25 protein-coding genes are annotated in these 25,817 nt (G+C 62.8%); 11 read left to right on the forward strand and 14 right to left on the reverse strand.

The annotated features are described in order from the left end of the window. Positions 1-35 precede the first annotated feature (35 nt). On the forward strand, positions 36-434 hold the full coding sequence (locus tag BUS12_RS02620; RefSeq protein ID WP_074294115.1) for a hypothetical protein: 399 nt from the start codon (positions 36-38) through the stop codon (positions 432-434). A gap of 9 nt (positions 435-443) precedes the next feature. On the opposite strand, the gene BUS12_RS02625 is transcribed toward BUS12_RS02620, so the two are convergent. Further along, positions 444-1,298 (reverse strand): LysR substrate-binding domain-containing protein, encoded by an 855-nt coding sequence (locus BUS12_RS02625; RefSeq protein ID WP_074294116.1) that lies wholly within the window; start codon positions 1,296-1,298, stop codon positions 444-446. Between the two features lie 98 nt (positions 1,299-1,396). Between BUS12_RS02625 and BUS12_RS02630 the strand changes: the two genes are divergently transcribed. Then, on the forward strand, positions 1,397-1,786 hold the full coding sequence (locus tag BUS12_RS02630; RefSeq protein WP_074294117.1) for a tautomerase family protein: 390 nt from the start codon (positions 1,397-1,399) through the stop codon (positions 1,784-1,786). Between the two features lie 25 nt (positions 1,787-1,811). On the opposite strand, the gene BUS12_RS02635 is transcribed toward BUS12_RS02630, so the two are convergent. Then, entirely contained in the window at positions 1,812-2,705 is an 894-nt protein-coding gene (locus tag BUS12_RS02635) for a transcriptional regulator GcvA (protein ID WP_074294118.1), read from the reverse strand. A 159-nt stretch (positions 2,706-2,864) separates the two neighbouring features. Here BUS12_RS02635 and BUS12_RS02640 point away from each other — a divergent pair, with 159 nt between their 5' ends. Together BUS12_RS02640 and BUS12_RS02645 are read left to right on the forward strand one after the other, a co-directional pair. Continuing rightward, positions 2,865-3,458 (forward strand): LysE family translocator, encoded by a 594-nt coding sequence (locus BUS12_RS02640; protein WP_253189986.1) that lies wholly within the window; start codon positions 2,865-2,867, stop codon positions 3,456-3,458. A 141-nt stretch (positions 3,459-3,599) separates the two neighbouring features. Beyond that, positions 3,600-5,258, forward strand: coding sequence for a CHAD domain-containing protein (locus BUS12_RS02645; protein ID WP_074294119.1), 1,659 nt, complete (start codon positions 3,600-3,602; stop codon positions 5,256-5,258). Positions 5,259-5,347: 89 nt separating this feature from the next. Here BUS12_RS02645 and BUS12_RS02650 read toward each other — a convergent pair whose 3' ends face one another. Continuing rightward, on the reverse strand, positions 5,348-6,058 hold the full coding sequence (locus tag BUS12_RS02650; RefSeq protein WP_074294120.1) for a phosphatase PAP2 family protein: 711 nt from the start codon (positions 6,056-6,058) through the stop codon (positions 5,348-5,350). Between the two features lie 414 nt (positions 6,059-6,472). Between BUS12_RS02650 and BUS12_RS02655 the strand changes: the two genes are divergently transcribed. Then, a complete protein-coding gene (locus BUS12_RS02655) occupies positions 6,473-7,663 on the forward strand; it encodes an extracellular catalytic domain type 1 short-chain-length polyhydroxyalkanoate depolymerase (RefSeq protein ID WP_074294121.1) in 1,191 nt (396 codons plus the stop codon). 142 nt (positions 7,664-7,805) lie between these two features. Beyond that, on the forward strand, positions 7,806-7,982 hold the full coding sequence (locus BUS12_RS02660; protein ID WP_074294122.1) for a DUF3563 family protein: 177 nt from the start codon (positions 7,806-7,808) through the stop codon (positions 7,980-7,982). A 60-nt stretch (positions 7,983-8,042) separates the two neighbouring features. Here BUS12_RS02660 and BUS12_RS02665 read toward each other — a convergent pair whose 3' ends face one another. The 4 genes from BUS12_RS02665 to BUS12_RS02680 form a co-directional block, all read right to left on the reverse strand. Beyond that, positions 8,043-9,542, reverse strand: coding sequence for a cryptochrome/photolyase family protein (locus BUS12_RS02665; protein ID WP_074297006.1), 1,500 nt, complete (start codon positions 9,540-9,542; stop codon positions 8,043-8,045). 81 nt (positions 9,543-9,623) lie between these two features. After that, positions 9,624-10,430 (reverse strand): BPSS1780 family membrane protein, encoded by an 807-nt coding sequence (locus BUS12_RS02670; protein WP_074294123.1) that lies wholly within the window; start codon positions 10,428-10,430, stop codon positions 9,624-9,626. Then, positions 10,421-11,416, reverse strand: a complete 996-nt coding sequence (locus tag BUS12_RS02675; protein WP_074294124.1) for a homoserine kinase — start codon at positions 11,414-11,416, stop codon at positions 10,421-10,423. Before BUS12_RS02675 ends, BUS12_RS02670 begins: the two co-directional genes overlap by 10 nt. Positions 11,417-11,588: 172 nt before the next feature. After that, positions 11,589-11,984 (reverse strand): hypothetical protein, encoded by a 396-nt coding sequence (locus tag BUS12_RS02680; RefSeq protein WP_074294125.1) that lies wholly within the window; start codon positions 11,982-11,984, stop codon positions 11,589-11,591. 199 nt (positions 11,985-12,183) lie between these two features. Between BUS12_RS02680 and BUS12_RS02685 the strand changes: the two genes are divergently transcribed. Next, entirely contained in the window at positions 12,184-13,710 is a 1,527-nt protein-coding gene (locus BUS12_RS02685; protein WP_074297008.1) for an AMP nucleosidase, read from the forward strand. Positions 13,711-13,756: 46 nt separating this feature from the next. Here the strand turns inward: BUS12_RS02685 and BUS12_RS02690 are convergent, their stop codons facing one another. The 5 genes from BUS12_RS02690 to BUS12_RS02710 all read right to left on the reverse strand — a co-directional run bounded on the left by BUS12_RS02690 (position 13,757) and on the right by BUS12_RS02710 (position 17,681). Continuing rightward, on the reverse strand, positions 13,757-14,377 hold the full coding sequence (locus tag BUS12_RS02690) for a flagellar biosynthesis sigma factor (RefSeq protein WP_074294126.1): 621 nt from the start codon (positions 14,375-14,377) through the stop codon (positions 13,757-13,759). Then, positions 14,377-15,387, reverse strand: coding sequence for a DUF2515 family protein (locus tag BUS12_RS02695; protein ID WP_074294127.1), 1,011 nt, complete (start codon positions 15,385-15,387; stop codon positions 14,377-14,379). The genes BUS12_RS02690 and BUS12_RS02695 overlap by 1 nt, the downstream gene beginning before the upstream one ends. A 280-nt stretch (positions 15,388-15,667) precedes the next feature. Next, positions 15,668-16,060: a hypothetical protein gene (locus tag BUS12_RS02700; protein ID WP_074294128.1), complete on the reverse strand. Its 393-nt coding sequence runs from the start codon at positions 16,058-16,060 to the stop codon at positions 15,668-15,670. Positions 16,061-16,572: 512 nt separating this feature from the next. Then, a complete protein-coding gene (locus BUS12_RS02705; RefSeq protein ID WP_074294129.1) occupies positions 16,573-17,103 on the reverse strand; it encodes a chromate transporter in 531 nt (176 codons plus the stop codon). Then, a complete protein-coding gene (locus tag BUS12_RS02710) occupies positions 17,100-17,681 on the reverse strand; it encodes a chromate transporter (RefSeq protein WP_074297011.1) in 582 nt (193 codons plus the stop codon). The genes BUS12_RS02705 and BUS12_RS02710 overlap by 4 nt, the downstream gene beginning before the upstream one ends. Before the next feature lie 98 nt (positions 17,682-17,779). On the opposite strand from BUS12_RS02710, the gene BUS12_RS02715 reads away from it, so the two are divergent. Then, the gene (locus BUS12_RS02715; protein WP_074294130.1) at positions 17,780-18,688 is read left to right on the forward strand and encodes a transcriptional regulator GcvA; all 909 of its coding nucleotides are present in this window, start codon (positions 17,780-17,782) and stop codon (positions 18,686-18,688) included. 80 nt (positions 18,689-18,768) lie between these two features. Here the strand turns inward: BUS12_RS02715 and BUS12_RS02720 are convergent, their stop codons facing one another. Further along, positions 18,769-19,512, reverse strand: a complete 744-nt coding sequence (locus BUS12_RS02720) for an LOG family protein (RefSeq protein WP_074294131.1) — start codon at positions 19,510-19,512, stop codon at positions 18,769-18,771. Between the two features lies 1 nt (position 19,513). Here BUS12_RS02720 and polA point away from each other — a divergent pair, with 1 nt between their 5' ends. The 3 genes from polA to BUS12_RS02735 all read left to right on the forward strand — a co-directional run bounded on the left by polA (position 19,514) and on the right by BUS12_RS02735 (position 24,873). After that, complete coding sequence (gene polA, locus BUS12_RS02725) at positions 19,514-22,279, forward strand: DNA polymerase I (RefSeq protein WP_074294132.1); 2,766 nt, start codon at positions 19,514-19,516, stop codon at positions 22,277-22,279. Positions 22,280-22,443: 164 nt separating this feature from the next. Next, positions 22,444-23,796, forward strand: coding sequence for an NAD(P)/FAD-dependent oxidoreductase (locus BUS12_RS02730; RefSeq protein WP_074294133.1), 1,353 nt, complete (start codon positions 22,444-22,446; stop codon positions 23,794-23,796). A gap of 204 nt (positions 23,797-24,000) precedes the next feature. Further along, the gene (locus BUS12_RS02735; RefSeq protein ID WP_074294134.1) at positions 24,001-24,873 is read left to right on the forward strand and encodes a dienelactone hydrolase family protein; all 873 of its coding nucleotides are present in this window, start codon (positions 24,001-24,003) and stop codon (positions 24,871-24,873) included. A 66-nt stretch (positions 24,874-24,939) separates the two neighbouring features. Here the strand turns inward: BUS12_RS02735 and BUS12_RS02740 are convergent, their stop codons facing one another. Further along, positions 24,940-25,809, reverse strand: a complete 870-nt coding sequence (locus BUS12_RS02740) for a sulfurtransferase (RefSeq protein ID WP_074294135.1) — start codon at positions 25,807-25,809, stop codon at positions 24,940-24,942. Positions 25,810-25,817 lie beyond the last annotated feature (8 nt).

Below are 25,817 nucleotides of genomic sequence, written 5' to 3' on the forward strand. Positions count from 1 at the left end.
CGAGACAGGTAATCGACGATCAGGAGCGGCAGGTGATGTGGGTGCGAGCAGTGGCGGTAGCGGTGGTGGCAGTAGCGTGTTGTGCAGTAACGGCGCAGGCAGCGCAGTACGCCGAGGTGTGGAATCCGCCTGAGGCCAGACACGCGCCGAAGCGGGTCAAGGGGCATGCGCCGGCGAGCACGAAGGTGGCGGCCAAGGCGGTGGTGACCGGCAAGAGCAAGCGGCTGAAGGTTGAGCCGAAGAAGAAGCCGTCGCTGCACGCCGCGCATCAGGTTAAACCTCATGGCAAGCTCGTGGCGAAGAGTGCGGCGGGTAAGCCGGTCAAGACTGTGCGGAGCAAGGGCGTGCCGAGCAAGGCGGTCAAGATGGCGAGCGCGAACACCGCGACGAACTCCGCCGCCGGGGCCCGCAATCTACCGCCGATCCTGCATTGAATCCGGGGCTCAGCCCCCGCTCCCCAACCCCTCCGTCAACAACCGCAACGTCTCCAAAGAGCGCGGATCGCGCAACCGCGAATGCAGCGCCACGCGCGATTCAGGCAATGTCGGCAAGCCGAGCCGCGCGCCGACGTCGATCAACCCGCGCGGCGCTACCCGTCGCGCCAACGGCGCCACGGCGAGCCCAGCCGCAGCCGCTGCGCCGACAGTCGCCACCCCGCCGCCGATAAACGCCTCGCGCCATGCCACACCCGCTTCATCCAACGCATGGATCGCAACCGCCCGCACATTGCACGGCGCCGTCAGCAGCGCGAGCGGCAGTGGTTCGCCGACGCGCGGTAGCCATGCCGGCGCGGCCAGCCAGACGAGCGGTTCGCTGAAAAGCACGCTCGCATCGTCACGCGGCGCCTCGTCCGGTGTGGAGCGGACGATCACCGCGTCGAGCCGTCGTTCGTCGAACTGCGCGAGCAGCGCTGTCGACGTGCCGAGATGCAATTCGATCACCAATCCTGGATCGTAAGCGTTCAGCTTCGCCAGCAGATCCGTCAGGTCGGTGCTCGCGACGTGCTCGCTCAGACCCAGCGCGAGCCTGCGCCGCTCCACCGACAGCGCGCCGAGCGCCCGTTCATGCGCGTTCAGCAGGTCGCGCGCGGCGCCGAGAAACGCGGTGCCGTCTGCGGAGAGCCGCACCACCCGCGGTGTCCGTTCCACCAGTTGCTTGCCGAGATGCGCCTCCAGCCGTTTGAGCTTCAGGGAGACGGCGGATTGCGTGGTGTCGAGCGCGTCGGCCGCACGCGTAAAACTGTGCAGATCGGCGACCAGAACGAAGGCGCGTACCGCATCGAGATCGAGTACTTTCATTTCAATTGAAAATAAATGAAATAGCTATTGATGTCTGTCCATTATGGACGAGGTGGCCTAAGCTGGGTACTCAATCTTCTTCGAAAGGAGTGTTCATCATGCCGTTCACCCGAATTGCAGTCCGCGCCGGCAAGCCGGCGGCTTACCGGAAAGCGCTCACGCAGGGCATCCAGCGTTCGCTGGTCGAGATTTTCAACGTGCCGGAGGACGATATCTTCATGGTCGTCACCGAACACGATCAGGACAACTTCTTTTATGGCAAGCACTACCTGGACATTGATCGCAGCGACGATCTCGTGCTGATCCAGATCACCGCGAACAATACGCGCACCGTCGAACTCAAGAAGGCGCTGTACAAGCGGATCGCGGAGCATCTGGCGGAAAGCCCAGGCGTGCGGCCGGAAGACGTGTTCGTCAACCTCGTGGATGTGCCGAAGGAGAACTGGTCGTTTGGGAATGGCATCGCGCAATACGCGCCTCCTGCCTGACGCGTCTTTCGACCCGCGCGCCGCGCTACGCTGACCGGGCCGATCTTGCTTCCGACAGCAACCAGCCCCGGAACGCCGCCACATCCGGCCGTTCGGCGGCGGCGCGCGGATAGACGAGCCAGTAGCTGTAGTCGTTGGGCAGCGTGATGTCGAATGGCTGGACGAGGTGGCCCGCGGCGAGATCGTCGGCCGCCAGCATGAGTCTGCCGAGCACCACGCCCTGACCGTCCACCGCGGCCTGCAGCGCGAGACTGGCGTCGTCGAACGACGCGCCGCCCGCTTGCAGATCGATCCCCGCGACGCCGGCGTGCTCGCACCAGTGACGCCAGGCACTCCCAGGTTCGTCGTGCAGCAACTCGACATGACGCAGATCGGACGGCGTGTGAAGCGGTGGTGGTCCTGCTGCGACGGCGGGACTGCAGACCGGGCTCAGGCTTTCCTGGGCGATCAGATCTGCCTTCAGGCCGGGCCAGCGGCCGAGGCCTGAGCGAATGGCGAGATCGAAACGGTCCGTCGAAAAATCCCACAGATCGGCGGAGCTGGCGAGCTTGACATCCACCTGCGGGTGCAGCGCGCGGAATCTGCCGAGGCGCGGCACCAGCCAGCGCGATGCAAACGACGGCAACGCGGTAATGCGCAGCGGGCCGTCGCTGCGTTCGCGCAGGCGCAACGTCGCCGCCGACATGCGATTGAAGGCCTCGCTTAGCTCCGGAAGATAACTGCGGCCCTTGGTGGTCAGCGTCAGGACATGGCCGCGACGCTCGAACAGGCTGAATCCGAGCCAGCTTTCCAACTGGCGAATCTGATGGCTGATGGCGGCCTGCGTCACGCATAGCTCGTTGGCGGCGACGGTAAAACTCAGATTGCGCGCAGCGGCCTCGAAGGCGCGGAGCGCGCCGAGCGGGGGGAGGCGGCGCATGAGATCGATTAGCTGGCTTTATCGAGACCCTGACGATAACTCGTTTGGCCGCCGCGTGAAAGTCACTTCTAATCAGGCATCCGAAACCAGAGGCGTGGGGCGATCGCCCCGCTCCGTTTCAATGCGAGGGAGCCGATGATGGGCCTGATTGGATGGGATATGTGGATTCTGTTTTTTGGCTATGCCATTCCGATGGTGATTAGCCCGGGACCGGGCAATACGATTCTGGCCGCTTCCGGCGGCCGCTTCGGCATTCGCGGTTCGTTGCGGTTCTGGGCTGGGTTTGAAGTCTCGAATCTCGCGCTTTGCCTGCTTTATGGGTTGGGCCTCGGCCGCGCCTTGCATCGTTACCCGGAGGTGCACGAGGCGCTCAAGTGGACCGGCACGGCTTATCTGCTTTACCTCGCATGGGGCTTCTTCCGTTCGTCCACCACGGCCACGGCCGCGAGCGACAGGACGATGACGCGCTTGACGTTTACCGATGGCCTGGTTTCGGTGGCACTCAACCCGAAGATCCATTCGATGATTCTGGTGATGTTTTCGCAGTTTCTCGATCCGTCGAAATCGCCTTCCGTGCAGGTGGTTCAATTTACGGTCGCTTTTCTGCTGGTGTGCGTGGGTTGCCACTTCCCGTGGATTTACGGCGGCAAGGTGATCCTGGGCCGCTTCTCTTCGGAGCGCGCGGTGCGCATCCAGGGTCGTGTTTTTGGCGTGTGCATGCTGCTGGTGGCCGCGTACATCGCATTTGCCTGAGCGGCTGCGCGGGATGGGTTCTTCGTCAGAGGGGATTTGACGTGGGTACAGCCGCTTGGCTTGCGGGCCATGTAACATGAACAGGAGGCATCGCCTTTTCCTTCTGCGCGCGGCCTCCTTTGCTCAGACGATGGGGAGTCCATGGGCCGCGTCCTCGTAATCGTGCTTGATGTTCCGCAGTCGGCATTGCATGCGTGGTCCGTGCAGCGTGAACGGAGCCATCGCTCCCGCGTGGCGAACCGGCTCGATGCCGCTCTGGTCAAGGCGCTTGGCGATTTGCCGCAAGCCGAGCGCGTGGCGCGCAAGGGTTCGCGTGGCGCCGTCCTCCCGCGCTCCCCTGCGAAGGTAACGAGCACCCGCTTCGAACAGACTGCGAAGATGGCCGCGGCCGGCTTGCAGGTCACGCTCGAAACATCGCCGCGCGTGCGGCGCGTTGTGGCGTGCCAGCAAATGGACTACGCCCCGGGTGTCACGGTGCGCGAGATCCTCTACGAGGTACCGCTGGGTGCGGAAGCGCCGGTCAGCTCGGCATTTGCAGCCGCACCCGAGAAACACCGGCACGTGCTGACCGAGGCCGGCGATCTCGCGCCGCTCACGACGTTTGTCTGTGAGCGCGATAGCTGGCGCTGGCCGGTGGCGGATGGGATCGTCGTCGATATCGTCTTCAATCGCTTTCATGCTTCGACGGAAGGCGATGCGCCACCGTCCCGCGAACTTCATCTGACTACGCCATTCGTCGACGACGCACCTGGCGCGTCGTTGGCCGCGTTGTTCGCTGCTGCGTATGCGTTGGTTGCCGCGTTGCCTGCCTTCCCGGTTTTGCGCACGGCGCTTGATCGCGCTTGCTGTGCCGCCGACGCTTCCCCCGTCGAGGCCACCGCCGCCGACGCACACGAAGCCACGACGCCCATACGTGCCGCGCCCATTGATCTGGCCGGTGTTTCGACGCCCCAGGCCGCATTGACGACGATCGGCTGTAACGTCGCGGATCAGTGGTTCGGCAATGACGCCGGCGTGCGCGACGCCGTCAGCACCGAGTTCGTCCATCAGATGCGTATCGCGCAGCGGCGTCTCAGGACGGCGCTGCGAATCTTCCCGCACTGGCAGGACGAAGTGTGGACGGCGCGCATCGCACCGGACCTCAAATGGTTGGGCAGCGTGCTCGGCGAGGCGCGTGACTGGGACGTGTTCGTCGATTCGACCTTGCCCGCGCTGGCGGCTGCAGACGCTGACAGCACGCGCTGGATCGCGATCTGCGAGCGCGCCGACGCGCGGCGTCTTGAAGCCCGCACGGCCTTAAAGACCGCCATGGGCTCGGCGCGCTACGCGCAGCTTGCCCTGGCGTGGCTCGAATGGCTGAGCGGATTGCCCTCACGCGAGCCGCCCGCAAAGGCCGCGGATACTTCGCTGCGCGCCTATGCGCAAAAGCGCGTGCAGAGGTACTACAAGCGGTTGATTAGGGCACCGAAACTGACGACACTCGACGAGCAAGCGCGTCACAAGGAACGCATCCAGGCGAAGTACCTGCGCTATACGCTGGAATTCTTCGAGTCGATCGCCTCGCAGAAAACGCGCAAGGAGAGCGCGAAGACGGTCGCGCGCATGCAGAGCGTGCTCGGCGACGGCAACGATGCAGCCGTTGCTTTGCGCTACCTCGAGCAGGTCGATGCGCCGCCTTACCAGGCGGGTTTTGCACACGGTTGGTGTGAGGCGTCGAAACGCTACACGGCGCAGGAAGGCGAGCGTTTGCTGCGCAGATTGCGCAAGCCGAAAATCACGGGCGGGGCGGGTGGTGGATAGCAGAGGCGGCCGATCCCGCGGCCTCAGCGCCTATCCGTGAATCACCGGTCAGGTTGTACGGGCAACCGGCGGTCGTGCCGCGTTACGCGTTACGCGTCGCGGTCGTCCGGCAGAGTGGGCGCTACCAGCGTATTTTGTGTCTGCGACAGCGGCGCGGCGTTCGGCGAATTGTAGTGTCCCGCCTTCCAGCGCGCGCGAATGAATGGCCGTTCGTGGCCGGAGACCTTAAGGGCGATATGGGTGACCCAGCGTTGCGTGGGCAGATGGACGCCGTGCAGCCCGACGGTCAGCATCATGAGACTGACGGCGACGGGCACGGCGGACAGCCGGCCGGGTTCCGCATCCCACGACCAGCGCACGAACATCAGCGCGGTCACGGCGCCGACGATGCAGCCGGTAATCGCCTCGGACGGCGAGTGCGCATCCAGCACCACCCGCGACAGGCCAACCGCAATGCCGGCGGCCAGCCCGATCACCACGCCCACGAGGCGAAACGCGGGCCGTGCGGGCAGCAGCATCAGAAACAGGGCGACCGGGTAGACCGCCGTGGAGAGGACCGCGTGACCGCTCAGCCCGGTGAAATCCAGTTCTTTCACGCCGACGCCCCAGCCGAGAAAGGCCAGCTTGGTGATCGTGACGACCACGATCGCCGCTCCCAGCAGCAGTAGCCAACCCGCTGCCATGCGCCAGGAGTAGCCGAGCGCCAGCCAAAGCGCGATCGCAATCGCGAGCGGCAGCGTCAGACCGGCGCCGCCGAGGCTGGTGATCGAATACCAAAGGTGATAGGGCAAGTCAGGCATGGAAAGAAGCGCGACAGGCGCCGCGTAGAATCAGGACCGTGATTGTTTAACGCGCCAGCCATCCATCTGGCCGACAGAAGATTGAGACACGCTGTACGTGTTTCATGGGTATGACTGTCAGTATAGACGGGAGTGCCCGTCGGAGCTTGTGGCGCGACGCTATGGCACCGCCTATGGCGTTTCGCGCCGATGCCGTGGCGGCGCCCGACTGCGTATGAAACACCTCGCAAAATGATCTGGCAATACGGCGGCCGGCGACTGACCGGCATGGGCCGGCGTGGCGCCTACTAACGATTTTGGCTGCACTATGCGCTCAGCATCGGGTCAGGATTGGTGTTATTGTGCAATGCACAACGACTTGCCGTTCTAGTTCTACAGAACAGTAGCGGTCCCTTTTTGCGAGGTCATCATCCAATGGCAAAAAGTCTGACAAAAATCTGGCTGGGCGGTCTGAAACGCCTGATCTCGATCCAGGCTAAACACGCGCGCGACGTCAAGCGCAACGCTGCACGACCCGTGCGGCCGGCGGGCAAACTGTCCGCCAAGCTCAAGCCGGTCAAGCCGGCGACCACCCTTCGCTCACCCGCCAAACGTGAAGCGCCGCGACCGGGTGCCCGCGAATCCCGGGTCCGTCCACGGGCGGCCGCCTGGGCGAGCGGGTCGTGGACGCGCTCGTTTCATTCGGCGCCCGTGGCGCCGGGGCGTCTCGTCAATCATCTGCAATACGGTTTGTACGTGCCCGCCGGGGCGGCGTCCGCGCCGATGCCGCTCGTCGTGATGCTGCACGGTTGCAAGCAATCCATCGACGAATTCGCCGAAGGCACGCGCATGAACCTGCTTGCGGACCGCTACGGCTTTGCGGTGGTCTACCCCGAGCAGTCCAAGCATGTCCACGCACACCGGTGCTGGCATTGGTACGACAGTAGCGACGCCGCTGGCGGGGCCGAGGCGCGCGCGGTGGTGTCGCTGGTCGATGAGCTGGTCGCCGAACATGGCTTCGACGGCGAGCGAATCTATCTCGCCGGGTTGTCGGCGGGTGCCGGGTTGGCAACCTTGCTCGCCACGCGCTATCCGGAGCGGTTTGCGGCCGTCGCGTTCCATTCCGGGCCGGCGTTCGGCGAAGCTCGTTCGGGAATCGCGGCGATGGACGTGATGCGGCGGGGCATGCGGCACGACCCGGTTGTGCTGATTGACGAAGCGGTCGACGTCGCAGCTTATCCTGGCGTGCCGGCCATCGTTATTCACGGGGATGCGGATCATGTGGTCGCGCCCGCCAACGCGGAGCAACTGACAACCCAGTTCTTGCGCCTGAACGGACTGGTGGACGCCGCGGGCGAACGAATAGCCGGCGAGGAGCGCGAGGAGCGCAAAGCGGGCGTGGTGATGCGCGACTATGTCCGTGGCGGCCGGCGCGTGGTGCGCTTGTGCCGGGTCCAGGCCTTGGGCCATGCGTGGAGCGGTGGCGACGACGCCGTGCCGTTTCATTCGTCTAAAGGGCCGGATGCGAGCGCGCTGATCTGGGAGTTTTTCAGGTATCAGCGTCGCGCCGTCAAGTCTCGTGAAACCGAGAGCATCGCCGCGGGAGCCGCGTCGGGCGCGGCTTAGCGGGCGTTGGACGGGTTCGGATGGAGGGACAGGCGGCGGTAGAGCAACACTTCAGAAAAGATCACTTGGCATGACCTAGGGTTTTCCCTATAATCAGGGTTATCCACTAGGCAGTAACCCTAGACTCTTTTCGAGGTTGATCATGTATCTTCTGAGCCGCTTGTTCCTGTTCCTGACGAAATCCGCTGACCAGATGGCCAAAGAGCGTAGCGACGCTTACCTGGCTGAAGCTACGGATCTGTACGATCTCGAGTTCCGCATGCGCAAGATCGACCGCGAAGCAGCGGTTCGTCGTCCGGCATGGATGACCCAGCACTAAGCTGGAGCTCAACGAACCGCCGGCTTTGCCGGGGTTCTGGCATGTAAGTGCCCACTATCGTCACTTGCCGAAGCGCGCCAGAGTGCGTTGCCTTGCTTCCGCATGGTCGACAATCGGCGCTGCGTAGTCTCTTTCGAGCGTCACGCCGAAGTCCGTTAGCCGCTCAACGCCTGCCAGCCATGGCGCGTGAATCCACTTCGGTGGCACGTTCGCCAGTTGCGGGAGGTAGCGCTTGATAAAGCGCCCCTCCGGATCGAATTTCTCCGATTGCGTCACCGGATTAAAAATCCGGAAATACGGCTGGGCGTCGCAGCCCGTTGATGCTGCCCATTGCCAGCCGCCGTTATTCGCCGAGAAGTCGAAGTCGTTCAATTGCTCGGCAAAATAACGTTCGCCGAGCCGCCAGTCGATTCCCAGATCCTTCACCAGAAAACTCGCCGTCACCATGCGCAGACGGTTGTGCATGTAGCCCGTCCGATTGAGCTGCAGCATGGCCGCGTCGACCAGTGGGTAGCCGGTGCGTCCTTCGCACCATGCTGCAAACGCGGCGTCAGCGTGTGGGCCGGTTTCCCAGCGCAGTGCGTCGTACTCGGCCTTGAACGCCGCGCCGCTCGCCAGCCTGGGATGGTGCGACAGGATCATGAAGTAAAAATCCCGCCAGATTAACTCCGATAGCCAGGTTGCCGCCCCTTGGCCGTCCGGTTGCAACGAGAGTTCGTGTGCGAGCCGGGCCAATGTACGGATCGACACCGTGCCGAACCGCAGATGCATCGACAGATAGCTGGGTCCTTTCGCGGCCGGAAAGTCGCGCCGGTCGCCGTAGCTATCGATGCGGGTGAGGAAGTCGTCGAGCAACTGCTGGGCGCCGTTCATCCCGGTGGGCAGCCGCAAATCGGCCAGATTGCTGGGTGCGAAGCCGAGTTGCGCGAGCGTGGGCCGGCCACGATCCAGGGCGGCAGGCGGTGGCGCCAGATTCGCGAGGTACGTTTCGACCGGATACGGTTGTAGATCGAAGGCGTTGAGTTGCTTCAGCCAGGCGTTCTTGTAAGGCGTGAACACAGTGAACGACTTGCCTTGCCCCGTGAGAATTTCGTCGCGCTCGAAGATCACCTGATCCTTGAATGTGAGCAGCTCGCGGCCCTTTTCGGCCAGTTGCTCGCGCACGGCTTCGTCGCGCTCGATCGCGGCAGGCTCGTAGTCGTGATTCGTAAAGACGGCTTCAACGCCGAGTTGCTCCGCCAACGCGGGGATCGCGGCGCGCGCGTCGTCGTGTAGCACGATGAGGCCGCCGCCATGTTGCCGCAACGCCTGATCCAGTTCCTCCAGCGCGGCGAGGATGAATTCGATGCGCCGGTCTTCAGGCGTGCGATCCGGCCGGCGAATGCGCAACGTATCGAGGATTGGCTGCAGGATGGTCGTGTCGAGGACGAAGACGCACCAGACTCGCTCGCAATGCTTCAACGCATAGTAAAGCGCGGCCTGATCGGTGCTGCGCAAGTCGCGGCGAAACCAGACGAGGCCGGTGTCGAAGTGGGTGTTCAGGCGTCGGACGCGCGTCATGATGATCGGTTGGTGATGGGGCGCGTCGCGTGCTGCAAACGCCGGGGCGCTGACGAAACCCGCCTCCGGCATACGCGCCGATCAATTAACTGGCGTGGTGGGCAGATCGGGCGTGTCGGGCGTCGGCACGCCGAAGCAGCCGCGATAGGTCGCGTAGAACGAGCAATAGAGCATCGTCGTGACGATGATGGTGGCGGGCATCAGCACGGCAACCGCGAAGTCGCCGGCGCCGAGCGCCTGCATCAGCGTGGTCAGTCCAAACATGACGATGGTTTCCACCACGAACCACAAGGCGCCGAAGACGACGAACGCGCCGCGGTTGCGCCAGCAACTGACGATGCTGAAGAACATCGCCTTGACGGGCGGCACGTCATGCCATGCCGTGAGGACAGGCGAGAACCAGAACAGCATAGCGACCGGAATATAGAACGCCATGGCCGCGAGGACGCCCATCATGATGTTGCTGTTGAGAACGGTCTCGGGATCCATGGCGGTGGTGCCCAGCATGACTTTCAGCAGCATGCCGTCGTCGGCGAGCGCCGAGCCGGCCAGCACCAGCCCCATGGCGACGAGGTAAAAACCGCCCAGCGCCAGCAGCCGCCTGGCGACGACCGAGCCGTACGAGCGAAAGCCGTCCACGAGAATGGTGGGAAACACCGGCTTGCCCGCGATGGTGTCGCGGCACGCCGCCATGAAGCCCACCGCGACACCTGGAACGAAGGCGAGCGGCAGTACGCCGCCTACGTAGGGGATCTGCGCGACCAGCGTCATCACTAGCAGATAGGCGAAGAACAGCGTCAGGAAGGCGAGCGGGTTCTTGCGGAACAGCCAGATGCCTTGCCGGAACCATACATAGCCGGTCTTCGCGGGAACTTCAATTAGTTGCATGAGGTATGGATGCCTGGAAGTGCAACGCCCGAAAGGCGTTCGCGCAGAATGCGCTCGAAATGGCCCGGGTCGTGCGGCTTGAGCAGTTCGGCCGCACGCGGCATATGAAAATCATACAGGCGCGACACCCAGAAGCGGTAGGCGCCTGCGCGCAGCATGTCACCCCAGTGCCGGTTCTCTTCCGGCGTGAACGGGCGCACGGTCTGATACGCGCGCAGCATGGCCTCGACGCGGGTCTCGTCGAGCTTGCCGGTGGCCAGATCGGCGCACCAGTCGTTGACTGTCACCGCCACGTCGAAGAGCCATTTGTCGCAGCCAGCGAAATAAAAGTCGAAGAAGCCGCCGAGGCGCACCTGATGACCGCTGCCCGGCGCCGCGTGGGCGAACAGCACGTTGTCGCGGAACAGGTCGCAATGGCACGGCCCCTCGGGCAGCGCCGCGTAATCGGCCGAGGCGAAAAACGCCTCCTGGTGCGCGAGCTCCGACGTCAGCAGGTCGCGCTGCGCACCGCTGAGAAACGGCAGCACGCTGGGCACCGTCTCCTGCCACCACGGCAGGCTGCGCAGATTCGGCTGATGGCGCGCGTAGTCGCGCCCGGCGAGGTGCATGCGCGCCAGCATCTGACCTACTTCGATGCAGTGCTCGACGCCCGGCGCCAGTTCCGGACCGCCGTCGAGTTTCGTCACGATGGCGGCGGGCTTGCCTTGCAGCATGCCGAATAGCGCGCCGTCTTCGCGCGGCATCGGATCGGGTACCGGCACTCGGTGAGCCGCCAGATGCTGCATCAGATCGAGATAGAACGGCAGTTGCTGCGCCGTCAGCTTTTCGAAAATCGTGAGGACGTATTCGCCGCGCGTCGTCGTCAGAAAGAAGTTGCTGTTTTCAATCCCGGACGAGATGCCGCGAAACTCGACGACTTCGCCGAGATCGTAATGCCGCATCCATTGTGCGAGTTGGGGTTCGGTGACAGCAGTGAAGACAGCCATGCGGGAGACGTCGGATCAGGTGGTCGGGCTGGCGCGGTGCGGCCAGTGCGGCAAGGTATGGGTAATCAGGGCAAGCAAGCGGGATCAACAGACTGAAGGCCCGGCCAGCGGGCCATGCAGGGCGCGAGCGGGGCGAGCCGGCGCCCCGCCGCAGGGCAAAGGATCAATCAGATCAGTAGGTCAGGCTCACGGACGGCAGACGCGTGCTGGGATGGCCGCTGTTGTTGGCGCTCGGTGACGTGTCGAGCGGCGCGCCCATGTGATAGCTCGTGCCGAGATTCGAGTGCACGTTGATTTCGACCGGCTTGCCCTTGTCGCGGTACTCGGTGATTTCCGTGCCGTTCGGGCTCTTTTCGTAGAAGCTCGGCAGGCGCGGCTGGTTGATTTCGACCTTCGAGCTGACCTCAGCGGCCGGACGGTTGATCGCGGCCAGGTCCGGCAGACCGGCCTGTTCGTTGGCGGACATGGGGTGGTCGGCTGGCGGCGGTGCGTCAACGGGCTGGGCAGCCATCGCAGTGTTGGCGACGGCAAGCGCCAGCGCAACGGCGACGGGAAGGAGCGGCTTCATGGTGATTCTCCAATAGGGTGCCCCGATTCTAGCAAATCCAGCCTTGCCCACGGGCGCGATAGCCTTATTTTGCGCCGCTTTCGTACGGCGTGTGCGCGCGGCATGCGCGCAATCTGACAGACGCCGGCTGGTCGGGCCCCGATGATCAATCTTTCAAGGTTCCGTGGTAATGTGGTTTCATCAATCGAGGCGAATGAAGATGAACAACAACACCAATCAGCGCGCGGTGCAGACGCCCGCCAATGACTTCCCGACCGAGGCCTTCGACGACGCGACAGACGCCGTCACCCACCTGTCCGCCATCTACGAAGCGAACACCTCTTTCTTACGCGACGCCTTTGCGCGTTACAGGCGTAATGAGCCCTTCGATCACCGGGTGCGCGCCTGTTATCCGTTCGTCAGGGTGTGCACCGAGGTCAATACGCATATCGACTCGCGCCGCTCATACGGCTTCGTGGCCGGTCCCGGCGTGTTCGAAACCACTGTGACGCGACCGGATCTGTTCGGCAACTATTATCGCGAGCAGCTCCGGCTGCTGGCGAAGAACCATCATGTGCAGATCGAAGTGGGTGTGTCGGACCAGCCCATTCCGGTTCATTTTGCGTTCGCGGAAGGCATCCATCTGGAAGGTGACCTGGATCGCGAGCGGCTGCTCGGTATCCGCGATGTGTTCGATACGCCGGACCTGCGCTTTCTCGACGACCGTATCGTCAACGGCACGTACGAGCCGGGACCCGGCGAGCCGCATCCGCTCGCGCTGTTCACGGCGGCGCGGGTCGATTTTTCGCTGCACCGTCTCAAGCATTACACGGCGACTTCGCCCACGCACTGCCAGAACTACGTGCTGTACACGAACTACCAGTTCTACATCGACGAGTTCGTCAAGCTGGGCCGCACGATGATGGCGCACACGGACGACGAAGAGCTGCGCACTTATCGTAGCGAGTACACATCGTTTGTCGAACCGGGCGATGTGATCACGTACAACGCGAATCTCGGCGAGCAGGCCGACGAAGGCACGCCGCCGCCGCGTCTGCCGCAGATGCCCGCGTATCACCTGAAGCGCGCCGACGGCAGTGGCATCACGATGATCAACATCGGCGTGGGGCCGTCGAATGCGAAGACGATCACCGATCACATTGCCGTGCTGCGTCCGCATGCGTGGATCATGCTCGGTCACTGCGCCGGTCTGCGTAATACGCAGCGCCTGGGCGACTATGTGCTGGCGCACGGCTATGTGCGCGAAGATCACGTGCTCGACGACGACCTGCCTTTGTGGGTGCCGATTCCGGCGCTCGCGGAAGTGCAGGTGGCGCTGGAGCGCGCGGTCGCGCAGGTGACGCAACTGGATGGCGTCGAACTCAAGCGCGTGATGCGTACCGGCACGGTGGCGAGCGTCGACAATCGCAACTGGGAGCTGCGCGATCATCGCGAGCCGGTGCAGCGTTTGTCGCAAAGCCGCGCGATTGCGCTGGATATGGAGAGCGCGACGATTGCCGCGAACGGTTTTCGATTCCGGGTGCCTTACGGCACCTTACTTTGCGTCTCGGATAAGCCCTTGCATGGCGAACTGAAGCTGCCGGGTATGGCGGACCAGTTTTATCGGGCGCAGGTCGATCAGCATTTGCAGATCGGCGTGAAGGCGATGGAGTTGCTGCGGATGAACGGTTTGCATCGCTTGCATAGCCGGAAGCTGCGTAGCTTTGCGGAAGTGGCGTTTCAATAACAACAGATTGTCCGGTGGGCCTTTACGGGTTCCGCCGGACTGCGCTTTAGTCGCCAGGTCTATCATCGTCGAAGACAGGCGGGCCGAGATCCAGTGTTATCAGGTAGCGCTCGTCGGTTGGGCGGTCTTCGGACCGAAAGCAGCGGATGTTGAGCGAGACTTGATACTTGGTGTCGGCCTGCCAGTAACTTGTCGGAGCGGAGCACTTTCGAATCTCGGCGCGCCTCGCCGGCGTGTCTTCGATAGGCTGGCTTCGCTCTCCTCTGAATGGTTTCCATCCTCCTCGTCGAAGCTGAGCCTGTAAGTCCACGAGAATGGCCATCGCATCGTCGAGGGGTAATGTCGCCGCTTGGGGGGATAGCGAAACGGAATCGACATTGCCCGCGCTGTCGTAATGTACCGCCAGGAATTTCGCCGCACGCGTGACAAAGCCAAACTGGGGGTCGACGAAGTGCAATCGAGTGAGGCGGCTCACGGAGCCGCCCCAGTTTGCGTTGAACTCGATAGCAGGCAAGGTTGAGTGAGACTGCCGTCGTACCTGTTCGTACGATTCACCTATGGAAAGCACGACTTCATCGACTGGCCGCGCCATGGCGTAGATGCCCCATAGGACGGTAATTGCAAGCCCGAGGCAAGCAAAGCGCCAGCTAAATCTCCTGATTGTCATTAGCCGCCTCCGTGCGCAATGAGGAACAGAGAATTCTCCACGAAATGCCGCTGGATTGGATCATGCAGCAGATCATTGAACCGCTGTGCAGCGCGTAGAACGAACGCCATCCTTTGGCTGCCATCCGCAAGATTCGCCAAGGGTTGCTTGCTGAATCTCTCGTATATCGCATTGGCGCCGGTGACTGTGCACTGATTGGCAAGAGTCAACTGGATCTCCCGAGCCGATCCGGTTGGAATATTCAATGCCCACGCGAACTGATTGGCTCGCATCAAAAGCGCGAAGGTCGGATCGTCGTACATGGCTGGTTGCAGGATGCTCATCTGTTCATGCCACGCCAGCAATTCGACGCTTTTACTGATATTGCCCGCATCGATCGCTTCAAATCCCTGTACAACTTGCGGTCTGGTAAGGCCAAACGGAACGCTCCTGGCAATCGGCCATACAACCGATCCCTCTAACAGTTGACGCTCCGGCAGACATCGCTTAAACCGCTGTAACCCGAATTCCTTGTAGAACATGTGCAGCGGCCAGATATCCAGAAACAATGATGTGTTGCCCTTAGCGAGCATTTGATACACCTGCTCCGCTCCGGCGCCGTTCGCCTGATCCGGTATGGGCATCCTTGGCGACCCGTAGGGTGCCATCCGTTCGAGCGGGGAGCTTTGTCTTTCCCATTGTTGGTAGGCGTCACGTTCCCGGTTTGACTTGTTGACGAGTTCCGCTGCGTTAAGTAACCCGCAACCGACCTGTTTGGATGCGAATGCGGCCAATCCTGCCCACTGAAAGCGCCGGTCGCTTAGCCACAATTGCGCGTAAGCCGCATTGATGCGCCGGTTACGGGAAATCGGATTGTCAGCGGATGCGATCGCCTCGGCCTTCTTTTGAAGGGAGCGCCAGCAGTTGATGCAATCCTGTTTGTCGTCTTCCGCCCGCTTCTTTGCGGCTGCCTCCTCCTCTTTCCAGTTCGGGTAACAAGTTGGACACCTTGGGTTATCGCATTTCGGCATGGAACTGATTTGTTTTGGTTGGTTTCGTTTTCGTCGCGGGTAATATCAACGCGGCTGTAAACTTACCAAATATTTTGGAGTCCTTGTTTATGGGATAGGGTGAGGTGGGCTTGTGAGTGACGAATCAACGGGAGGCTGGTTTCGCGCGAGATCACGACCGTGTCGGTGCATCAATTGGTGGAGTCGGACATTAACCAGAGGTGTATGGTTTGGCCGAATATCTCGGTGCGCTGGATGCGATGCGGTTGATCGAGTTGGCGACACTGTCTCGCCGGAGCTATCAAGAAAGACGGGGCAATGCCGATTCACGCAATCTGACTTCGCCGATGTACTGTCTTCGGTCGGCGTTCCAGTAGAGATCGAGTTGACGCGTCGGTATTTGTATCAATTCCGCTGCTTGCTCGCCGCCAATATCGAATTCGATTTCCGTAAGCTTGCGGTTTCCCCTGCCAGCTACGGTTGCGAAGATCTCAACCCTGTATGTGCCGCTTTCGTACAGGAGCGCATCAGGCGCTCCCCGAAGATTAAAGTGATGATCGTTGGCGACCCCAGTCGGCCCGACGAATAACCCACTGCCGAGGGTCAGGTGTCCGCTATCCGTATGTCCCCAGAAATCGAATAGATAGCTTCGTCCGTCCTTGTGGACGCGCAAAAAGAGGTTTTCGACAGCCATCCCCTTTGCCCCGGTCGAGTACAAGCATGTTCGAATGAAAAGCTTGGGCCAATTTGGACCCGCATCCCGTTTTAGGCAGACATAGGTTGGGCGAGTCATCTGAACGGCTTACAGGCGAGTGGTTTTTGCTGGAGTTGCCCGCGCCCGAATCCAGCTGCGCAGATGTCCTTGCAGCGGTTGATCTTCTGGGTCTGACCGTGGGGAAAGGGATATTGGATCATTTCAATCCTGCGACGGGCAGCCGGCTAGAAAATCCGATCTTCAACTCTTTTGTGTCTCCGTGGATTTGCTGGCACCCCATAATGTCAAGCAGACGCCATCTGGTCCTTAAGGGTTTTGCAAATCATTGATTTATAAGGGGTCGTGGCGTGCCGTAAAGCTCCGAAGGCAGCGCTCAAGCAACGTCAAGGAGGTGAGCAACGCTGCTAACTTGCGTCAATAGAATACTGTAGTGCGGTACGCCGGCACGGGCCGAAGCGGGTGCCTTGCGCCCGCTCGATCCGACCTCCGCCCTAAAACTGCCCAAACCCCGTCAACCCAATCAAACTCCCCGCCGCCAGCAACCACAACGGATGAATGCGGGTCTTAATCGCCAGCACCGCGCAAACCGCAGTAATTGCCCATGCGATCAGCGTCGTATCCGACGCATGCGCAATCAGCGCCGCGCTCGCAGCCACCAACCCCGCAGTCACCGGCACCAGTCCAGCTTGTGCATAGCGCCGCCACGGCCGATCCTTAAAGCGCTCCCATGCCTTAAGCGCGAGAATCGTCACAATCGACGAAGGCCCGAATTTCGCCACCGACGTCACCAGCATCCCCGCCCAGCCAGCCACATGCCAACCCACCAGGGTGACAACCATCAGGTTCGGCCCAGGCGCCGCCTGCGCCAGCGCGAAGAGCGCGCTGAACTCGCTGGCCGGCATCCAGTGATGCACGTCGACCACCTGGCGTTGCATCTCCGGCAGGATCGTATTGCCGCCGCCGAAAGCCAACAACGACAACTGACTGAAGATGATGGCGAGTGAGATCAGGGTATCGTTCATCGTACGGTCCTCGAGGCGAGGTAAATGCTCAGCGGAGTCAGGACCAGCATCGTAGGCAGCAGCGGAAAACGCAGCAGCGCGATGGCCAGAAAACCCAGCACGGCGATAATCGCCCCAGCAGGTTTGCGCCACAGCGGCAACACGATCTTCACCGCCATCGAGATCAGCAATCCGGCCGCGGCCGCAGCGAGGCCGGCAAACAGATGACGGATGTGCGGATCGTTCTGCGTGTGCTCATACAGCACGCCTAGCCCGATCACCACCAGCGACGGACCCGCGATCAACCCGAGCAGTCCCGCGAGCGCCCCGGACAGCCCGCGAAAGCGCATGCCAATCGCCACGGACAGATTGATCACATTGCCGCCCGGCAGGAACTGGCACAGACCCAGCAGATCGGTGAAGTCGGAGGCGGAGAGCCAGCGGCGCCGCTCGACGATCGCGCGCCGCGCGAGCGGCAGCGCACCGCCGAACGAGATCAGCCCGAGCCCGAGAAAGCCGCTGAAGATCTCGCTGACAGTGGGCGGCGGCGCGAGGCCGGTGTCGGCCGCGGTTTGCGCGTCGGTGAGGTTTGAGTTCATATCGTGAGCCGTCTTGTTCATGCTCGGGAGGTTAACGCCGTTTTGGCTTCGGGCAAAACGATTTCTCGGGCGCTTCCTTGTGATCTAGAATCACAAGCATGGCTCGAAATCTTCCTCCCTTTCCAGCGCTACGCGCCTTCGAAGCGGCGGCGCGGCACAATAGTTTCACCGCGGCGGCGAACGAATTGCATGTGACGCACGGTGCAATTAGCCGCCAGGTCGCGGCCTTCGAGGCGTGGGTCGGCGTGCAGGTCTTTCACCGCATCGGCAAGCGCGTGCGCCTCACCGACGACGGGCGCCGCTATCTGGCGACCGTCCAGGCTGCCTTCGAAAGTATTTCCGTCGCCACCAGCCAGCTACGCGATACCGGCGTGGTGCATGTGCTGCGCGTCAACGCGCTGCCCACGTTCGCCATGAAGTGGCTGCTGCCGCGGCTCAACCAGTTTCAGCGCAAGATGCCCAACGTGGAACTGCGACTGTCGACCTCGACCTCGGACTTTCCGGCCGAGTTGGTGGAAGGCTACGACGTGGCGATCAGGCGCGGTCCGGCGCATTGGCCGAACTGCGTGAGCGGGCATTTCCTTGGCGAAAGCGAGTTGCCGGTGTGCAGTCCTGCGTTATTGCAGCGCTCGCCGATCAAGGTGGCCGACGATCTCGCGCGCCACGTCCTGCTGCATTCGGATACGCGACCGGACGCCTGGCGCAACTGGCTCAGCGCGGCGGGCGTGAAGGCGAAGTGTCGCAAGAAGCAGTCGTTCGATCACTTCTATCTGGCGTTGCAAGCGGCCGTGGATGGACTCGGCGTTGCGCTGGGGCCGCTACCGATGCTTGCGGACGAACTGGCTTCGGGGAGGCTCGTGATGCCGCTCGAAGGTCCGCGTGTCGACGCGCGCGGCTACTGGTGGGTCGCGCGGCGCGAAGTCGCGCAAGCGCCGCTCGTCGAGCAGTTTTGCCGCTGGCTGCAGGAGCAGGGCGATCAGGGTGATGAAGCAGTGGCGCGCGCCTGAGAGGCATCGCCCAAACGAACAAAGCCGGGTGGCGGCACGCCGCCCGGCTTCTTCGAATCAGAATCACACCGCCTCACGCCTTACAGATAGAACATCCGGTCTTCATCGGACTTCGCGGGATGCGGTTCTACCTCGTCTCGGTCTTCGTAGAACTTCAGCACCGCTTCGAGCACCTGGTCCGGGTCGTCGATCACCTGCATCAGGTTCAAGTCGTCCGGATTGATGAGGCCCATCGGCACCAGCGATTCCTTGAACCAGCCGAGCAGGCCTTTCCAGAACTCGCCGCCCACCAGGATGATCGGCACGTGGCGCGACTTCTTGGTTTGAATGAGCGTGAGCACTTCCGCAAGCTCATCCAGCGTGCCGAAGCCGCCCGGCATCACGATCACCGCATCCGAGTTCTTCACGAACGTGACCTTGCGCGTGAAGAAGTGACGGAAGCGCAGCGAGATGTCTTGCCACTGGTTGCCCGATTGCTCGTGCGGCAGTTCGATGTTCAGGCCCACCGACGGCGCCTTGCCCGCATGCGCGCCCTTGTTGGCCGCTTCCATGATGCCGGGGCCGCCGCCGGAGATCACCGCAAAGCCCGCGTCCGACAGCTTGCGCGCGATCTGCGTGGCCAGTTTGTAGTACGGCGAGTTCGATTTCAGGCGCGCTGAACCATAGATGCTGACAGCCGGGCGAATCTCCGAGAGGTACTCGGTCGCCTCAATAAACTCTGCCATAATCGTGAACATCTGCCACGATGCGCGGGCCTTTTTGGCTGTCGCGCGCTCTTGATCTGCGAGTGATCGCAGACTCGGAATCACTTTTCTCTTTGTCATAATGCCTGAAGAACGAGTCCTGGAAACTAAGCTGGGCACCGAGCTGGAAGGGAAGACCCTGCTATTGGTCGACGGTTCGAGTTATCTGTACCGGGCCTACCATGCGATGCCTGATCTACGCGGCCCCGACGGCGGACCTACGGGTGCGCTCTACGGGATCATCAATATGCTGCGGCGCATGCGCAAGGAAGTCACAGCAGAGTATAGCGCGTGCGTGTTCGACGCCAAGGGCAAAACGTTTCGCGACGACTGGTACGCCGACTATAAGGCCAACCGTCCGTCGATGCCCGAAGACCTCGCGCAGCAGATCGAGCCGATCCATGTCGCGGTGCGTGCGCTGGGCTGGCCGCTGTTGATGATCGAAGGCGTCGAAGCCGACGACGTGATCGGTACGTTGAGCGTCGCTGCCGAAAAGCTCGGCATGAACGTGATCGTCTCGACGGGTGACAAGGATCTGGCGCAACTCGTCACGGATCGCGTCACGCTCATCAACACGATGACCAACGAGACGCTCGACCGTGCCGGCGTGCTGGCTAAATTCGGCGTGCCGCCGGAGCGCATCGTCGATTACCTGTCCCTGATCGGCGATACCGTCGACAACGTGCCCGGCGTCGAGAAGTGCGGTCCCAAGACCGCGGTCAAATGGTTGAGCCAATACGAAACGCTCGACGGGATCGTCGAACACGCGGCGGAAATCAAGGGCGCGGTGGGCGACAACCTGCGCAAGGCGCTCGATTTTCTGCCCTTGGCGCGCAAGCTCGTGACGGTCGATACGGCATGCGATCTGACGCAGCATCTGGTGTCGATTGAGGAGAGCCTGTCCACGCGTCCTGAGGCGCGTGACGAACTGCGCGATGTTTTCGCGCGGCATGGCTTCAAGACCTGGCTGCGCGAAGTCGAAGCGGCCGAGGTGGTGGAAGGCCCGGGTGCGGGCGAGGACGTCGCCCCTGTGATCGACGGCGAGCGTCATTACGACACCGTGCAGACGTGGGAGCAGTTCGACGCCTGGCTCGCGAAGATCGACGCCGCCGAGCTGACCGCCTTCGACACGGAGACTACCGCGCTCGATCCGATGCTGGCGCAACTGGTCGGCATTTCGCTGTCCGTCGAAGCCAACTCCGCCGCTTATATTCCGGTGGGACACCGTGGGCCGGATCATCCGGAGCAACTGCCGCGCGACGAAGTGCTCGCGAAGCTCAAGCCCTGGCTCGAAAGCGCCGACCACAAGAAGGTCGGCCAGCACATGAAGTACGACGAGCAGGTGCTGGCGAACTACGGCATCGCCATGAACGGCATCGAGCACGATACGCTGCTGCAATCGTATGTGCTGGAGTCGCATCGTACGCATGACATGGACAGCCTCGCGCTGCGCCATCTCGGCATCAAGACGATCAAGTACGAAGAGGTGGCGGGCAAGGGCGCGGGGCAGATCGGCTTCGATGAGGTCGCGCTCGCTCAGGCCGCCGAATATGCCGCGGAAGACGCCGATATCACGCTGCGTCTGCATCAGGCCTTGTATCCGCAAGTGGCGGCGGACGAGGGCTTGCAGCGCGTCTACCGCGACATTGAGGTGCCCACTTCGCGCGTCCTGCGCAAGATGGAGCGCACCGGCGTGCTGATCGACGCGGAGAAGTTGCGTCTGCAAAGCAATGAAATCGCCACGCGTCTGATCGAGCTGGAAACGGATGCCTATACGCTGGCCGGCGGAGAATTCAATCTCGGCTCGCCGAAGCAGATCGGGCAGATCTTCTTCGAGAAGCTGCAGTTGCCGGTGGTCAAGAAGACGCCGAGCGGCGCGCCGTCCACCGATGAAGAAGTCCTGCAGAAGCTGGCCGAAGACTATCCGCTGCCGAAGCTGCTGCTCGAGCATCGCGGCTTGTCGAAGCTGAAGTCCACCTATACCGACAAGCTGCCGCGCATGGTCAACGCGCAGACGGGCCGCGTGCATACCAACTATGCGCAGGCCGTGGCGGTTACCGGGCGGCTTGCCTCGAACGATCCGAACCTGCAGAACATTCCCGTGCGCACCGCGGAAGGCCGCCGCATTCGCGAGGCGTTCATTGCGCCGCCGGGTCATAAGCTCGTCTCTGCGGATTATTCGCAGATCGAACTGCGCATCATGGCGCACATCTCCGGCGACGCATCGCTGTTGCGCGCGTTCGCGCAGGGCGAGGACATCCACCGCGCCACCGCCGCGGAAATCTTTAGCGTGACGCCGCTTGAAGTCTCGAGCGACCAGCGGCGCGTGGCGAAGGTGATCAACTTCGGCTTGATCTACGGCATGAGCGCTTTCGGTCTTGCCGCAAACCTGGGTATCACGCGTGATGCGGCGAAGCTTTATATCGACCGCTACTTTGCGCGCTATCCCGGCGTCGCAAACTACATGGACGAAACCCGCCTGAGCGCGAAGTCCAAGGGCTACGTCGAGACCGTGTTCGGCCGCCGCCTGTGGCTGCCGGAGATCAATGGCGGCAATGGGCCGCGCCGCCAGGCCGCGGAGCGCGCCGCAATCAACGCGCCGATGCAGGGTACCGCCGCCGATCTGATCAAGATGTCGATGATCGCCGTGCAGAACTGGCTCGAGGCGTCGAACACCGGCACGCGCATGATCATGCAGGTGCACGACGAACTGATCCTCGAAGTGCCGGACAGCGAACTGTCCGAGGTGCGCAAGCGTTTGCCTGAACTGATGTGCGGCGTTGCCGCGCTGAAAGTCCCGCTGGTCGCAGAAGTGGGGGCCGGCGCCAATTGGGAAGAGGCACATTGACGCAGCCCTGAGTTCTGGCGATATCGTCGTGCGCATGTCACACATGCGCACGGATGGCTTGTGGCAAACCGTGCCGCTCGCGGACAATCTCTGACAGACGGCCCCTACAGGGATGACCTGGACCGTCTCGACGCATAACCGATCGGCAAACACGGAGAACTACGATGCATCGTTTTATCGTCGTTGGTGGAGGTGCGGGTGGGCTGGAACTGGCGACGCGTCTTGGCGATCGCTATGCCCCACGTAAGAACAAGGGCGAGGTGCGCGCACAAGTTACGCTCGTCGATCGCAATCCCACCCATATCTGGAAGCCGCTGCTGCATGAGGTGGCCGCCGGCAGCATGGACCCGTTCACGCAGGAGCTCGAATATGCCGCGCAGGCGCGCTGGCATGGCTTCGAGTTTCAGCAGGGCGAGCTGACCGGGCTCGATCGCGCGGCGAAACGCATCACGCTCGCACCGGTCATCGACGACGACGGCGCAGAGTTGCTGCCGCAGCGTGTGCTCGACTACGACACGCTGGTGGTAGCCATCGGCAGTACGACGCATTTCTTCGGCGTCAAAGGGGCACCGGAGTATTCCCTCGCGCTCGACACGGTCAGTCAGGCCGAGCGCTTTCGCAAACGCCTGATCGCGGCCTGCATGCGCGCGGAGCATCAGGCACACGAACCGGTGGAGTCGACGCCTGACGCGTCCGTGCCGTCTACGGAGCCGCGTGTTCAGGTGGCGATTGTCGGCGCCGGCGCGACCGGGGTCGAATTGTCTGCGGAATTGCGCAATACGGCGCAGGTGTTGTCCGCGTATGGGCTGCATAAGCTCGATCCGCGCCATGACGTGGGTATTGTGCTGATCGAGGCGGGGCCGCGTATTTTGCCTGCCTTGCAGGAGCGGGTGTCCACCGCCACGGCGGAACTGCTGACGAAGCTCGGTGTGAAGCTGATGACCGGCGAGACGGTGGCGGAAGTCGCGCCGGGCGTCGTGCGGACCGCGAGCGGCAAGGCGATTCGCGCCGACCTGACGGTATGGGCCGCGGGCATCAAGGCGCCGGCGATCCTGAGTCAGCTCGACGGCCTGCCGGTCAACCGGCTGGGTCAACTGATCGTCCGCCGTACGCTGCAGACCGAGGTCGACGACAATGTTTTCGCGCTTGGCGATTGTGCGGCGTGTCCGTGGCCGGGCAACGAACGCAACGTGCCGCCGCGCGCGCAAGCCGCTCACCAGCAGGCGAGCTTCCTGCTGAAGGCACTCGCCGCAAGGCTCGAAAATCAGCCGCTGCCGGAATTCACCTATCGGGACTTCGGCTCGCTGGTGTCGCTTGGGCATTTCAGCGCGGTGGGCAATCTGATGGGCGGGGTGATCGGCGGCAACATGCTGATCGAGGGCCTGTTTGCGCGCTTCATGTACATGTCGCTGTACCGGCTGCACATTGCCGCGCTGCATGGCTACGCGCGGATGGTGCTCGATACCTTCGCGCATTGGCTGCGTCGTACGACGTTGCCGCGGGTCAAGCTGCACTGAGGGGCGTCTTTGCTCTTTGCCTTTGCCATTTGCATTGGCAAGACACGGCACGGCGGCGGTTTGAGCGGTCCCTGCGCGTGCCGTCGCGAGGTGTGAAAATGCGGTTCGTCAGGCTTCTGCAACAGGACACGCACGAGGCGTATCCTGTTGCCTTTCGCCCTGTCGTTTGCTGCTTTTCATCGCCCTTCATTCAAGGAGTGCCGCATGCTGAAACCTGAAGTCGACAGCCTGGTCCCGCACGTTCCGTTCAGTCGGCGCACCTTCATCAAGGCCGCGCTCGGTACAGGCTTTGCCGCTGCCGTGATGCCGGTGTCCGCGCAAACCATCCATACCGATAGCGAAGGGCTCGAGGCCGGTGAAGTCGCCGTGCATTCGGGCGACACGCTGGTGCCGGCCTACCGCGCGCAGCCTTTGGGCAAGACGCACTTGCCGGTGATCATCGTCGTGCACGAGGTTTTCGGTGTGCACGAGCATATCGCCGATGTGTGCCGGCGCTTCGCCAAGCTCGGTTATCTCGCGATCGCACCGGACCTCTATGTGCGGGAAGGGGATGCGTCGGTGTATCCGACGATCCAGCAGTTGAACGACCAACTGGTGAGCAAGGTGCCCGACGACCAGGTGCTGGCCGATCTCGACGCCACCGTCGCCTGGGCGGGCGCGAACGGTGGCGATCTGAACCGTTTGGGCGTCAATGGCTTCTGCTGGGGTGGGCGTATTACGTGGCTGTACGCGGAGCACAATCCGCGCGTGAAGGCGGCGGTGGCCTGGTACGGCCGGGTAGCCGGCGGTCACACGGCAAACAACCCCGCCAATCCGCTCGACCGGGTTGCCGACCTGCATGCGCCGGTTCTCGGACTCTACGGCCTGCAGGATCCGAGCATCCCGCAGGACACCCTCGCGCAGATGAAGCAGGCGATCGCGCAGGGACCGGAGGCGGGACGCGGCTCGCAGTTCGTCGTCTATGACGATGCCGGTCACGCGTTCTTTGCGGACTATCGGCCCAGCTACAAGAAGGCCGATGCGGAAGACGGCTGGCGCCGCGTGCAGGTCTGGTTCAAGCAGCACGGCGTGGCGTAGGGGCTGCGGCGGCGCGTGGTTTTGATTACGGCCACCGCCGCCTTGCCTCTGCTGCTGCCGCTGCCGTTACGGATTCGGCCCGGTCGCAACCGGCCGTGCCGGATTGGACGTCCACTCGCTCCACGATCCCGCGTAAAGCGCCGCGCCATGCAGGCCGGCGACTTCCATCGCCAGCGCGTTGACACAGGCCGTTACGCCGGAGCCGCATTGCAGCACGACGTGATCCGGTGCAATGCCCGGCAACAATGCCTGGAATTCTTCCCGTAACGAATGGGCCGGCTTGAACCGCCCGTCGGCCGTGTAATTGTCCTTGAAGAAGCGGTTCAGCGCGCCCGGAATGTGCCCGCCCACCGGGTCGAGGGTCTCGTTCTCACCGCGATACCGGTCCGCGGCGCGCGCGTCGATCACGACCCGCTCATGCGTACTCAGATTGCGCTCCACGGCCTGCACGTCGAACGTGACTGCGAGCGGCGCGCCCGCCTTGAAGTCGCCGGTGCTGTGCGGGGCCACTTCCTGCGTCAACGGTTGGCCGGCTGCTTGCCAGGCTTGCAGCCCACCGTCGAGCAAGGCCACCGCGTCGTGACCCAGCCAGCGCAGCAGCCACCAGGCGCGCGCGGCGTACATGCCGCCTTGCGCATCATAGGCAACGACCTGCTGACCTTGCTTGAGGCCGCGTGCGGCGAACAGGGCGGCGAGCTTCGTCCGGTCCGGCAGCGGATGGCGGCCGTTGGTGCCGGTCTTCGGGCTCGACAGATCGTGATCCAGATGCAGATACTGCGCACCCGGCAAGTGACCGGCTGCGTAGGCTTTCGTGCCGGCTTCGGTATCGGCCAGATCGAAACGGCAGTCGATCACGAATACGCTGCCAGGGGCCGCGGCGAGCCGTTCGGCGAGATTCGCCGCGGAGATCAGTGTGGTGTAGTGAGTGTGTGGCATGACGGTCC

This window comes from Paraburkholderia phenazinium, assembly GCF_900142845.1.
Lineage (GTDB): Bacteria > Pseudomonadota > Gammaproteobacteria > Burkholderiales > Burkholderiaceae > Paraburkholderia > Paraburkholderia phenazinium_A.